Below are 12,511 nucleotides of genomic sequence, written 5' to 3'. Positions count from 1 at the left end.
TTGGAGACGGCCCCCCGCATCCGCGTGGACAAATGGTTGTGGCAGGCACGGTTCTTCAAGAGCCGCAGCCTCGCCGCCGCCTGCGTCACCGGGGGGCATCTGCGGGTCAACGGCAATCGCGCGGCCAAGGCCTCTTACTCGGTCGGGCCGGGCGATGTGCTGACCTTCCCGCAGGGCCGTCTTGTCAGGGTGGTGAAGATCGTCGCCATCGGCACCCGCCGCGGCCCCGCGCCCGAGGCCCAGGGCCTCTATGACGACCTTTCCCCGCCCGAGGAGCAGGAGAAACCTGTTCCACCAATTGCCCGGATCGAGGGCAATTCTCGTCCCACCAAGCGCGACCGCAGGAAACTCGATCTTGAACGCCGCGGACCGCTTGAATGATTACAAACAGTGGTCTAGCTAGTCCTCTGACTGTTCTCCGAGAGTAAGCCATGACCTACGTCGTCACCGATAATTGCATCGCCTGTAAATACACCGACTGCGTCGAAGTCTGTCCGGTGGATTGCTTCTATGAAGGCGAGAACACCCTGGTGATCCATCCCGACGAGTGCATTGACTGCGGTGTCTGCGAGCCCGAGTGCCCGGCGGATGCCATCCGTCCCGACACTGAGCCGGATATGGAGCAATGGGTTGAATTCAACCGCAAATACGCTGAGCTCTGGCCGGTGATCATCACCAAGAAGGATCCCATGCCGACCGCTGCGGAGCGTGACGGCGAGGCTGGCAAGCTCGAGAAATACTTCTCCGAGGCACCCGGCGAAGGCGGCTGATCGGCACGTAGCGTCGCAGAATCGCGTCACACCCTTCTTTTTGGGGTGATTCTGTGCTATACACCTTTGTTACACATGACAAAGACCGCCCCTGCCAGAACCCTGGGCGCTGCTGACCAAGGGTTCCTGATCTGACGAGATGCAATCGCGCGCTTGGTGCCGCTTCGACGGCGCCGAGTGTTCTTGTGCCCTCTGACGCCTGGGTATGTGAGGAAGAAGCTCTATGACCAAGACTAAAAAATCCGAGTTCCGCCCCAACGATTACGTTGTCTACCCGGCTCATGGCGTCGGCCAGATTGTCTCGATCGAAAGCCAGGAGATCGCGGGCATCCAGTTGGAACTCTTCGTGATTTCCTTCGAGAAGGACAAGATGACCCTGCGCGTGCCCACCAACAAGGCGACCGAGATCGGGATGCGTTCCCTCTCGACCCCCGACGTGGTGAGCCAGGCGATGAAGACGCTGAAGGGCAAGGCCAAGGTGAAGCGCGCCATGTGGTCGCGTCGCGCCCAGGAATACGAACAGAAGATCAACTCCGGTGATCTGATCGCCATCGCCGAAGTGGTGCGCGACCTGCACCGCAGCGACGACCAGCGCGAGCAGTCCTATTCCGAGCGTCAGCTCTATGAAGCCGCGCTCGAGCGTCTGACCCGTGAAGTGGCTGCCGTTGCCGGTGGCGACGAAGTGGCCGCCGCCAAGCAGGTCGACGAAGTCCTGGTCAGCCGCGCCGCCGCCTGATCAGCCTCTGCACCTTTCCGGAAAGAGCCGCACCGCAAGGTCGCGGCTCTTTTCTTTTGGGCCGTTGCTCCTGCGGATCACGTACCGTCCGGCGCGCTCAGGCGATGGCGACGAAGAGCACCGCGATCTCGGTCACCTGCTGGGTCGCGCCCAGCAGATCGCCGGTCTGGCCGCCGATCTTGGCCTGCGCCAGGCGCGCCATGCCGAGGCTGATCAGGGCCACCGAGAGGATCGCGGCGCTGCCATGCCAGCCAAGGCAGAGGTAGGCGAAGACAGCGCCGATCAACGCCGCCGTCAGGGCCACCCCGGCCGAGGGCTGTCCGACCGAACGGGCCAGCCCGTTGTCCCGCGCATGGGGCAGGGCGGCCATCAGCACCACCATCGCCGCCCGCGACATCACCGCCGCCGCGATCACCGCCCAGAGCCCGCCGGCCATGCCGAAGAGCGCCGCGAGCGCGGTGAAACGGGCCAGCAGCCCCAGCACCAGAGCCACGACCCCATAGGCGCCGATATGGCTGTCCTTCATGATCTCCAGCCGCCGCGAGAGGCTGGCGCCGCCCCAGAAGCCATCCGCCACATCGGCCAGCCCGTCCTCGTGAAGCGCGCCGGTCAAGGCCACGGCAGTGCCGAGACAGATCAGGGCGGCAGCAGCGGGGGGCAGCGACAGGCCAAGCGCCAGCAGCCCGGCAAGACAGGCGATCAGCCCCAGCACCAGCCCGGCCAGCGGATAGGCCCAGGCGGCCTCCGCGCCCCGGCTCTCGTGGCGGGGCAGGGGCAGGCGGCTCAACAGACCGAGGGCAGAGAGCAGATCGTTCCACAGGCTGCGCGCATTCATTGGGGCTTGCTCCAGTTTCGTCAGGGTTTAGACACGTGCCAAAGCCGAATTGCAATGGACCTCAGATGACCGAGACCACGATCACCCCCGCCGTTCTCCGTGACAAGCTCTCCGCTGCAAAAGGCCCCGATGCGGTCGCCCGCAGCGCCGCGGAAGAGCGCAATGCCGCGCTGACCAAGCCGCCGGGGGCGCTCGGGCGGCTGGAAGAGCTGGCGCTCTGGTACGCCGCCTGGCGTGGCGACGCGCGGCCCCGGATCGAGGCGCCGCAGGTGGTGGTCTTCGCCGGCAACCACGGGGTGACGGCGCGCGGCATCTCGGCCTTCCCGCCCGAGGTGACGGTGCAGATGGTGGCCAACTTCCAGGCCGGTGGCGCCGCGGTGAACCAGCTGGCGCGCGCCGCAGGGGCCCGGATGGAGGTCGTGGCCCTCGACCTCGACCGCCCGACCGCCGATTTCTGCGAGGCCCCGGCGATGAGCGACGATGATCTCGCAGCGGCGTTGACCGCGGGCTGGAACGCGGTCGACCCGCAGGCCGACCTGCTGGTCACCGGCGAGATGGGCATCGGCAACACCACTTCGGCGGCGGCCATCGCCCTTGCGCTCTACGGCGGAGAGGCCGCGGATTGGGCCGGGCGCGGCACTGGATTGGATGACGAGGGCGTTTCGCGCAAGGCGCAGGTGGTGGCCGAGGCGGTGGCGCTGCATGCGCCCGAGACCGGTTTCGACACCCTGCGCTGCCTTGGCGGGCGAGAGGTCGCAGCCATGGCGGGTGCCATCGCGCGGGCCCGTTGCGAAGGCATCCCGGTGATCCTCGACGGGTTCATTTGCTGCGCCGCCGCCGCCTGCCTGCAGGCCGAAAACGCAGGCGCGCTGGATCATGCCATCGCCGGTCACGGCAGCGCCGAACAGGCCCATGAGGCCCTGCTGGGAAAACTCGGCAAGGTGCCGCTGCTGAACCTCGGCCTGCGCCTGGGCGAGGCCTCTGGCGCGGCGCTGGCCATCCCGCTGTTGAAGGCGGCCCTGGAATGCCACTCCGGCATGGCCACCTTCGCCGAGGCCGGCGTCTCCGGGGGCTGAGCCCCAGTTCATCACCAGGCTGAAAATACTCCCGCCGGAGGCGTCCCCAGGGGCGTCCCGGCGCAGACGTCAGCTGGCATCCTCCTCGTCGGCAAGCTGTGCCAGAAGCGCCGCTTCCAGACCCTTCTCCAGCTCCTTCGAGCGTTCGATATAGGCCGTGTTCTTGCCTGGCGGGATCGCCGGGTCCCAGAGCTCGGCCAGTTCGCGGATCGAGTTGCGGTCGTGATGGAAGAAGATCTTCTCGGCCTCGGCGGCCTCGAAGTCGGTCAGGCCGATGTTCTCCAGCACGTAGCGCCCGGCCCGCAGCGAGCTGTCGAAGGTCTCGCGGACGATATCATCGGCGCCCGCCTGGTAGAGCTTGTAGACATGGGTCCGGTCATAGGCGCGGGCGATGATATGCAGGTCGGGCCGCATGGCGCGGGCATAGGCCACCAGCCGCACCACGGCGTCATTGTCGTCCATGGCGGCAACCAGCACACGGGCCTTCTCGATCCCCGCCGCATGCAGGATATCGGGCCGTGAGGGGTCGCCGAAATAGCCCTTGAAGCCGAAGCGCCGCATCAGCTCGATGGTGTTCATGTTGTTGTCCAGCACCACGGTCTGGAAGCCCGAGCTCTGCACCATCCGGTTGACGATCTGCCCGAAGCGGCCGATGCCCGCGATGATCACCGGGCCCTCGTGCTCGATCTCGTCTGGCTCGGGCTCCAGGTTCTCGACCATGCGGCGCGACAGGCGGTCGTAGAGGATGAAGAAGAGCGGCGTCAGCAGCATTGTCAGCGTCACCGCCAGCAAGAGCTGCGCGGCCAGGGTGCTGTCCAGCGCATTGACCTGCTGAGAGAAGGAGATCAGCACGAAGCCGAATTCCCCGGCCTGCGCCAGGCCAAGGGTAAAGAGCATCAGGTTGCGGTGCTTGAGCCTGAAGAGCCGCCCCAGCACCAGCAGGATCAGCCCCTTCAGCAGCATGGTGCCCAGGGCGATGCCGAAGATCTTCAGCGGCGCATCGAGCAGGATCTCGAAGTTGATGCCCGCGCCGACCGTGATGAAGAAGAGCCCCAGCAGAAGGCCCTTGAAGGGCTGGATGTCGCTTTCCAGCTCATGCCGGAACTCGCTGTTGGCCAGCACCACCCCGGCCAGGAAGGTGCCGAGCGCGGGCGAGAGACCCACCAGGTTCATCAGGAAGGCGATGCCGATGACGATGGCCAGCGCGAGCGCGGTGTACATCTCGGGCAGATGCGCTGCATGGATGAAACGAAAGACCGGGCGGATCAGGTAGATCCCGATCAGGATCACCGCCGCCACCGCGCCCAGGGTCACCAGCGTGACGCCCCAGCCGGGCAGGCCTTCGACCAGCGACAGGCTCTCTTCGGCGGCGCCATGGGCGGCCTCGGCCCCCTCGGCGGCGCTCATCGCATGGGGGATGAAGTCGGGCAGGGCCAGCAGCGGCAAGAGCGCGATCATCGGGATCACCGCGATATCCTGGGTCAGCAGCACCGCGAAGGCCGAGCGCCCGCCCTGGGTCTGCATCAGGCCCTTCTCGGACAGGGTCTGCAGCACGATGGCGGTGGAGGACAGCGCCAGGATCATGCCAATGGCCAGCGCCGGCTGCCAGCTGAGGCCGAAGGCCATCGCCGCGCCCGCCACCGCGCCCATGGTCAGCATCACCTGCATGCCACCCAGTCCCAGCAGCTTGTGCCGCATGTCCCAAAGCGCCCGAGGTTCAAGCTCGAGGCCGATCAGGAAGAGCATCATCACCACGCCGAATTCGGCGAAATGCTGCAGGTCATGGGTCTCGTGCCCGATGAGATGCAGGCCCGGCCCGATCAGGATCCCCGCCGCCAGGTAACCCAGCACCGACCCCAGTCCGAGGCGGGCCGAGAGCGGCACGGCGATCACCGCCGCGCAGAGATAGATCGTAGCCTGGTAAAGAAAACCTTCCATTTCATCTCCTTGGGCGGTCGGGGGCGCTGCCGCTCGGGCGGTTCAGGAGATGATAGAGAGAGCCGGGCTGCCAGCGCAACAGTCAGCGCGCAGGCGGAGGGCGGATCGCAGAGCTTTGAACGCCCGTCCCGGCAGCGCGGGGTCAGGCAGCGGGCAGTTCCGGGCCTGGGCCGTCGCGGCTCAGTCCGGCATCTCCAGCTGGACCGAGCGGTTCTTCTTCACATAGGTCAGGGCGCTGTCGCCAATGGCAGCGACACGGCCACCGTCCAGGCGGTCCCCCACTTGAACCTTGCGGATGCGGCCATCCGCCAGCCGCACCAGCGCCTGGCGAGACGAGGGCTCTCCGCGAATGCCGATCAGGTTGATGCGGTTAAGGTCAATGGCCCGTTCCACCGTCGCCAGGCGCGCCACCGACGGCTGCGAGGGGCCGGGCGGGATGACGGCGGGCGAGGGGACGGGCAGCGGCGGCGCAGAGGCAGCGGCGGCCTGGGCCGCGGCGACCAGCACGGCGAAATCTTGGGGGCGGGCGCGGGGGCGGGTCGAGACCCCCGCCGAGAGATCGGCCTCGGTCGCGGGCTCTCGGGCTTCGGGGGCCAGTCCCTCGGGGCGCAGGCGCGGCCGGATCGAGCCGGCCACTGCAAGCGTCAGCTCTTCTCCGGGCGCAAGCAGCGCTTCCGGGTCATTGGCGATGGCAAGCTCAAGCGCCGCCGCGATCACCGGGTCCAGGGGCTGCTCGGCCGCCTCCGCCGCAGCGGTCTCGGCGGCAGGGGTCCCGGCCGCAGGCTCGGCGGTGGTCTCGGGCGCAGCTTCCGGCAGGGGCAGGGCTGCGGGCTGGGCCTCGGGGGCCAGGGTCGCCTCGGGGCGCGACGGCGGGGTGACCTCGGGCGCGCCCAGGTAGACCAGGTGGCCCTCGGGGGTCAGTGCGCCCTCTGCGGTGGCGGGCACCAGCCCGCGCTCGTCCAGCTCGAACTCCAGGTCCGGCGAGGGCGGGTTGATCGGGCTGCTGAAGCCCGAGGTGGGGCGACGGCGCGCGGTGTCCTGAAGGCCCACCACGGGCGCGGCGCGCTCGGTCGGGGTCAGCGCGGCGAGAGAGATCTCGCCCAGCTCGGTGGCCATCGGCGGCAGCGGTGCGGCGGGCGCGCGCTGCCAGATCCCGGTGGCGGCATAGCGCGCGGCGGCTTCCGCCGGGGTGGCGGGGGCCGGGCGGATCTGCATCGGCATGCGGGGCTGGGTGATGGACCGGGTCAGGGCGCCGGGCTCGGGGTCCTCGACGGGCGGCATGGCCTCGGGCGTGGCAAGGGCCACCTCCGAGCTCTCCGCCGCCGCGGGCAGGCGCTCCGGCGCGGAGATCGCATCGGGGGTCGTCTGGGGCGCGCTTTCAGGCACGATCTCGGGCAGGGCGGCCAGCGCGGTCTCCGGGGGCGTCTCAGTCTCTGGTGCCGTGGCCTCCGGCAGCATCTCGGCCAGCCCTTCGCCGCGCTCGGGCAAGAGCGTCCCGCCGTTCAGTGCAGCCCAGGCGGCGATCCCGAGACCCGCCAGCACGAGTGCCAGGATGGCCACCCGTCCGTAGCCCCGGCGCGGGCTGTTGCCGGCCTGGCCGGGACGTTCGCCGAAGACGGTAAGCTGTTCGGCCTCGCTGGCACGTTGCCGTGCAGGGTCGAGCGCCTTGGGTGCCGCAACCTTGGGGGTCACCGTCGCCGCAAGCGGCTTGGCGCCACTGGTGATGGGGGCGGGGGCCGAGACGGAAGCAGTGGCCGAGACGGAAGCAGTGGCCGAGACGGAAGTGGGGGCCGAGACGGCAGCAGGGGCCGAGACGGCAGCAGGCGCCGAGACGGAAGCAGGGGCCGAGAGGGGCTTCTCGGGCGCGGCGACCGGGGCCTTGCGCGGCGCCAGCTCGGCCTTGGCCACGGGCTTCTCGGGTGCGGTGAGGCTGATCTTGCCCTTCGGGGCGGCCAGCTTGGGCGGCTTGGCCTCGCGGGGTTTTTCGCGGGCGCTTCTGGGGTTGTCCGCCTCTTCATTGCGGGACTTGCGCTTGCGCGATGCGCTGTCCTCGTCGCGCCGGGCGCGACGGCGGCGCGGAGCCTCGAGTTCGACCTCGGGCGCGGGGCGCAGGCTGTCCAGCGAGGCTTTCAGGCTCTGCGCCACGTCCCCGGCTTCGGGGTCGGTCCCGGCGGCAAGCTTGCGCTTGCTCTGGAAGGTCTTCGCCGTCTCGGGGATCTCGGGCGTTGCCTCAGGACCGGTGGTCTTCGGGGTCTCTGCCGGGCTGTCCTCGGGTGTGGCTTCGGACTGGATGGCGTCGAAGTCGAAAAGATCGCGTGGCTGATGCGGCTCGACAGGTTCGATCCTGGCCTCGGGCGCGGGTTTGTCCTCGGGGTCGGCCTCGACCTCGGGCGTCGCCTCAGAGGCTTCGGGCCGGGCGGTGTCCTCTTCTAGAGCTTCCGGCTCAGCCACTTTGGGAGCCTCGGAGGGGGGCTCTGCTTCTTCACCGGACGCCTCGATGGGCTCATCCACCGCGTCCGGTTCTGGGGCTGCGACCGGTGTGGTCGCTTCGGGCGCTTCGGGCGCAGGGGGCGGCGTTTCGGCGTCCGGGGCAGGTTCGGGGATCGCGCGGGGCAGCGCCTCCTGCGGCAGGGCGGCATTGCCGACCACGTGGATCTGTACCGCGTCCCGCTCGACGCTCTCGCCCCCCAACAGGGTGGACGCGGCGCTGGTCGGGCCGAAGAAGGGCTCTCCGATATAGCCGCCGCCCTCGGGGATGGCGACAAAGGAAACCGGGTTGAAGCCGTGCTCCATGGCGAAGGCCTCGGCCTCGGCCAGGGTCTCTTCGGCGACGGCGGCGAGATGGGTCATCTCGCCCGAGACCGACCAGCAGAATTGCAGCTGATCCAGCGGATAGGGGGTGGCCCCCTCGAGGTTGGCCATCACCGCCGCGCGCCGCTCTTCCTCGGTGGCGGGGCCGGTGTAGATCGACATGTAGCGGATCTGGTCGTTGGGGATCACCAGCTTGCAGCGCAGAGGCTCGGGCCCGAAGGCCTCGCCCATGCGACGCAGCGCGGCAAGCTCCGCGGGCAGATCCTCTGCGTCGAAATCAACACGACCGACCCGGTCCCAGCCGGGCGTTGAGCGATGCAGAAGTTCCAGCCCGTCGGGCAGGATATTCAAGGCAAAATTCGGTTTCATACGTCCCTGGATTGCGTTTGAAGCCGGCCGCCAACGGGCGGGAATAGATCAAAAGCGAGGCGCAACCTCTCAAGTTACCGCGGGACATTAGCGCAGAGCGTCGCTCAGGCAAAGGGTTGCGCGAGCGCTTCGGCGGGTTTCTGTTCCGTGCCAGGGGGCGGTCGCCCGAGGAAGCCGCGCGGACAGCGGGTTTCGGCCCTCGCGCGCGTCGGATCGGGGGTCTTTCAGGCAGGCCGGGGTGCCTAGCGCATCCAGAGGCCTTCGCGGCGAATCCGGTTGCGGATCGCCTGTTCCCTGTGTGGCAGGTTCTGCCGGTCGAAGAGTGCGCGTACCTTGGCACCGCGCCCCTGGTAGACCATGCGCTTGATCGGCTCGTATTGCTTCAGCACCTTTTTCAGCCGGTTCGGGGCCGCGATCTCTTCCAGCGCCTCGACCACCCGGTCCGCCTCGCGGGCATAGAGCAGCGGGAAGACCCGGTAGTGGCAGGTGGTGTTCCCGTCTAGGAAACCCTCGGGCAGGGCATCGCGCCCGCCGCCGAAGGAATGGATCACCAGCGGCAGCGCCACCTGGTCGAGCCAGGGATCGAGGCTTTGGCAGACCAGCTCGGGCGGCGGGCTATCGCGGATCTCGAGCGCGTAGCGCAGGAAGCGCTCGCCAAAGGCCCGGGGATCGCGGTGGTAGAGGAAACCGGCATTGAAATAGAGGTAGCGGCGCCAGAATTCGTCGGGCCAGGAGAGATCGAGCGAGCTTTCAAAATCCAGCCCGAAGCGGTCGTAGAGGCTGCGCCAGGTGTCCGTGTAACCGGGGCCGTAGAGCTCGATCTGCGGCCAGGTGCCCTCGCGGCGCAACGAGGCCGAGGGGCGGTCGAAGTCGAAGGGCACATCCGAAAGCTCGTCCAGCACCAGCGTGTCGCTGTCGAAGAAGACGAAGGGCCGGTCACCGGGCAGGGCGGCAAGGCATTCGATCTTGTTGCCATGGGGATAGGCGTTGCCGAAGTGGCGGCTCTCGAAGGGCAGGATCTCGGCGCCCAGATCCTGCAGGGCGGCGCGCACATCGTCGTTGGAGATCCGGGGATCGCCGGGCCAGAGCGGCCCCGGCTGCGGCTCGGCCACCAGCAGACGGCCCTGGAAACCGGGCGAACGGGCGCGCAGCGAGGCGGCAAAGAGCAACGCCTCGTATTGCAGCCGTCCGGCCTGGCCGACGATGACGATGTTGAAGGTTTCCGTGGCGCCCATGCTTCTGCTCTGCCGCATCCCGACGAAAGCCGTCAAGTGCCAGCCTGTCCGGGCTTCGGCTTTGGTCGCAAGTTGATCCCGGTCAAGGCAGCGGGCATGCTTTCAGGGCAGGCTGGGACTGCGGCGCGATCCGCCGCGATGGTTCAGTACTCGTTCCGGGAGGCTCTGATGAAAATCCTGATTGGCTATGCCACATCCGAAGGTCACACGCGCAAGATCTGCCGCCATATCGCCGATCACCTCGTCGCGGGTGGAGTCTCGGTCGAGCTCTTGCCGCTCGCCGAGGCAGAGGGGTTGGAGCTCTCTCGTTTCGACCGGGTGATCCTGGCGGCCTCGGTCCATGCAGGCCACTACCAGAGGACGCTTTCCGACTTCGTGGCCGCGCAGCCAGGTGCGCTTGCCGCGCATCCGGCCCTTTTCCTGTCGGTCTCGCTGGCGGCGGCGGGCCACGATGCCGAGGATTGGAAGGGGCTTGATAAGGTCGTCGAAGACCTCACCGCCGCCACCGGCTGGCAGCCGCAGTGCGTGGCACATGTGGCGGGCGCCTACAGGCCCGCAGACTACGACCTGCTGCGCCGCTTCGTGATGCGCCAGATCATTGCCCGCAAGGACCCGGAGGCCGACCTCGATCGCCCCAAGGAGTACACCGACTGGCCGGCGCTGGAGCAACTGGTTCAGGATTGGCTGGCCGACTGAGCCCCCCCCGGTCGCCCTCGTTGGCGTCGGGTCTCGACAGCTATTGCCGGGCGACGGGGTTTTCCCTATCAAGGCGACAGGTGCCGGGCACCTGCCGCCTGCGACGCAAGTCACGGTGAAGCCCGGAGAAGAAAGATCCCTCACCCTCGATGCATTTCGCTGGTGGGCAATGCAGGCACCCTCCCGATCCGAAATGCTTCTCTGAGGAGTGAGCGATGTCTGTCGGACGCGCCCCTGTCGAACGCGACAACCCCTTTCTCACCCGACCCGTCGGTCGGGTCTTCCTGTCCAATGCGCTGCCCATGGCCATCGTCATGTCGATGGGTGGGCTGCTGAACCTTGTCGACGGTATCTTCGTCGGCCGCTTCGTCGGTGTCGACGGTCTGGCCGCCGTCAGTGCGGCCTTCCCGGTGGTCATGCTGCTGAATGCCCTGTCGGTGCTGGTCGGCGGCGGCATGTCGAGCCTCTTTGCCCGCCACATGGGCGCCGGAGATCAGGACGAGGCCGGCGCCATCTTCGCCAGCGCTCACGGTCTGGCGCTGCTTGCCAGCGCCGGGCTGATCCTGGCGGCGCTGCTTCTTGGCCCATGGGTGGTCTCCGCCCTGGCCGCCGGTGATCCGGTGGTCGCGCGCCATACCCAGAGCTACCTGCTGATCATGGTGCTGGGCGCGCCGTTGCAACTTGTCCTGGGCCTGCACTCGGATGCCCTGCGAAACGAGGGGCGGGCCGGGCGCATCGCGCTGCTCTCGGTGCTGGTCAACCTGCTGAACATCGCGGCCAATTATATCGCCATCGTGGTGATGGACCTGGGCGTCGCGGGCTCTGCGCTTGGCACGGTGGCGGCGCAGGCGCTCGGGCTGGGGCTGGTGCTCGGGCTTCGCGGACGAGATCCCGCCGCCCTGCCGCTCGAGGTGCTGCGCCGCAATCCCTGGCGCGGTGGCTGGCAGAGCATCCTGGCGCTTGGCATGCCGCTGTCTCTCAGCTTCATCGGCATCTCGCTTGTCGCCAGCACGGTGCTGCTGGCGCTGGCTGGGTCCGAGGACGACTACGCGATCCACGCCGCCGCCTATGGTGCGGTGCTGCGCCTGCTGGGGCTGGCCTATCTGCCGCAGATGGCCATTGCCCTGGCCACCCAGAGCATCACCGGCAACAACGTCGGCGCAGGGCGCATGGACCGCGCCCGCGCGGCGCTGCGCCTGGCGCTCGGTTGCGCCTTCCTGCTCTGCATCGGGGTCACCTGCCTCGGGTTCTTCGCCGGGTCCGCATTGGGCGCGCTTTTCTCGGAAGATCCGCGGGTGATCGGGGTGACCGCCGCGATCCTGCGTCCCGTGACCGCGCTCTATGCCTTCACCGGGCCGATCCTGGTGCTGGCGATGCATTACCAGGCCATGGGGTCTCCGGGACGCGCGGCGGCGCTGACATTGCTGAAGCCCTGGGTCCTGGTGCCGGCACTTGTGCTGTCCTTCAGCCTGGCTTTCGGGACGGAACACCTCTGGCTGGCCTTTCCCACGGCTGATGTGGTGATGCTGGGGGTGGTGCTTCTGATCCTGTCGCGCCGTCCGCCGGTCCCCGCCGCGCCCCTGTCGAAGGCAGCCGCCAAATGACCGCTCCCACAGTAGAGAGCGTGAAGGCCCAGGCGCGGGCACTGCGGCAGGAGCTGCAGGCCCGTGGCACGCCGGTCAGCCATGCCGAGGCGCTCGAGATCGTGGCGCGGCAACATGGGGCGCGGGACTGGAACACGCTGCATGCACGCCTTGGCCGCCGCAATGCCCCCGAGGGGCTGGCGCCGGGAGACCGGGTGAACGGTCGCTACCTGGGGCAGGCCTATCGCGGCAAGATCGTCGGCCTTTCCGGGCCGCAGGGGTTCCGGCAGGTGCAGATCGCCCTCGATGAGCCCGTCGATAGCGTTACCTTCGAGAGCTTCTCGAACTGGCGCCACAGGCTGCGGGGAACGATCGACGAAACCGGTGTCAGCCGCCGCCGCACCTCGGACGGGACGCCGCATCTCACCGTGAGGAAAGAGGGCACCTAGACAGCGCCGTCTT

Annotated in this window: 11 protein-coding genes; 7 read left to right on the top strand and 4 right to left on the bottom strand. The window is 68.2% G+C overall.

Annotated features, from left to right (window positions below; genetic code table 11):
• The 3 genes from CRO50_RS18090 (at window position 1) to CRO50_RS18080 (ending at window position 1,506) form a co-directional block, all read left to right on the top strand.
• Window positions 1–381 carry an RNA-binding S4 domain-containing protein gene (locus CRO50_RS18090; protein ID WP_232617683.1) on the top strand — a complete coding sequence of 127 codons (381 nt, stop codon included), beginning with the start codon at window positions 1–3 and terminating at the stop codon, window positions 379–381.
• Window positions 382–431: 50 nt separating this feature from the next.
• A complete protein-coding gene (gene fdxA / locus CRO50_RS18085) occupies window positions 432–770 on the top strand; it encodes a ferredoxin FdxA (protein ID WP_097147347.1) in 339 nt (112 codons plus the stop codon).
• 223 nt (window positions 771–993) lie between these two features.
• The gene (locus CRO50_RS18080) at window positions 994–1,506 is read left to right on the top strand and encodes a CarD family transcriptional regulator (protein WP_097147346.1); all 513 of its coding nucleotides are present in this window, start codon (window positions 994–996) and stop codon (window positions 1,504–1,506) included.
• Window positions 1,507–1,603: 97 nt separating this feature from the next.
• On the opposite strand, the gene cobS is transcribed toward CRO50_RS18080, so the two are convergent.
• A complete protein-coding gene (gene cobS / locus CRO50_RS18075; protein ID WP_097147345.1) occupies window positions 1,604–2,341 on the bottom strand; it encodes an adenosylcobinamide-GDP ribazoletransferase in 738 nt (245 codons plus the stop codon).
• 65 nt (window positions 2,342–2,406) lie between these two features.
• Here cobS and cobT point away from each other — a divergent pair, with 65 nt between their 5' ends.
• Window positions 2,407–3,417, top strand: coding sequence for a nicotinate-nucleotide--dimethylbenzimidazole phosphoribosyltransferase (gene cobT, locus CRO50_RS18070; protein ID WP_097147344.1), 1,011 nt, complete (start codon window positions 2,407–2,409; stop codon window positions 3,415–3,417).
• Window positions 3,418–3,486: 69 nt separating this feature from the next.
• On the opposite strand, the gene CRO50_RS18065 is transcribed toward cobT, so the two are convergent.
• The 3 genes from CRO50_RS18065 to CRO50_RS18055 all read right to left on the bottom strand — a co-directional run bounded on the left by CRO50_RS18065 (window position 3,487) and on the right by CRO50_RS18055 (window position 9,770).
• Window positions 3,487–5,355 carry a monovalent cation:proton antiporter-2 (CPA2) family protein gene (locus tag CRO50_RS18065; protein WP_097147343.1) on the bottom strand — a complete coding sequence of 623 codons (1,869 nt, stop codon included), beginning with the start codon at window positions 5,353–5,355 and terminating at the stop codon, window positions 3,487–3,489.
• Between the two features lie 180 nt (window positions 5,356–5,535).
• Window positions 5,536–8,535, bottom strand: coding sequence for a hypothetical protein (locus tag CRO50_RS18060; RefSeq protein ID WP_097147342.1), 3,000 nt, complete (start codon window positions 8,533–8,535; stop codon window positions 5,536–5,538).
• A 242-nt stretch (window positions 8,536–8,777) separates the two neighbouring features.
• Window positions 8,778–9,770, bottom strand: coding sequence for a hypothetical protein (locus CRO50_RS18055; RefSeq protein ID WP_097147341.1), 993 nt, complete (start codon window positions 9,768–9,770; stop codon window positions 8,778–8,780).
• Between the two features lie 168 nt (window positions 9,771–9,938).
• Here CRO50_RS18055 and CRO50_RS18050 point away from each other — a divergent pair, with 168 nt between their 5' ends.
• The 3 genes from CRO50_RS18050 (at window position 9,939) to CRO50_RS18040 (ending at window position 12,498) form a co-directional block, all read left to right on the top strand.
• Window positions 9,939–10,466 carry a flavodoxin domain-containing protein gene (locus CRO50_RS18050; RefSeq protein ID WP_097147340.1) on the top strand — a complete coding sequence of 176 codons (528 nt, stop codon included), beginning with the start codon at window positions 9,939–9,941 and terminating at the stop codon, window positions 10,464–10,466.
• A 215-nt stretch (window positions 10,467–10,681) separates the two neighbouring features.
• Entirely contained in the window at window positions 10,682–12,070 is a 1,389-nt protein-coding gene (locus CRO50_RS18045) for an MATE family efflux transporter (protein ID WP_097147339.1), read from the top strand.
• Window positions 12,067–12,498 carry a glyoxalase superfamily protein gene (locus CRO50_RS18040; RefSeq protein ID WP_097147338.1) on the top strand — a complete coding sequence of 144 codons (432 nt, stop codon included), beginning with the start codon at window positions 12,067–12,069 and terminating at the stop codon, window positions 12,496–12,498. The genes CRO50_RS18045 and CRO50_RS18040 overlap by 4 nt, the downstream gene beginning before the upstream one ends.
• The last annotated feature ends 13 nt before the right edge of the window (window positions 12,499–12,511 follow it).

It is taken from the genome of Pseudooceanicola antarcticus (genome assembly GCF_900215355.1).
GTDB lineage: Bacteria > Pseudomonadota > Alphaproteobacteria > Rhodobacterales > Rhodobacteraceae > Pseudooceanicola > Pseudooceanicola antarcticus.
The sequence above is the reverse complement of the archived record's forward strand: the minus strand, read 5'-3'. Positions and strand labels throughout refer to the sequence as shown.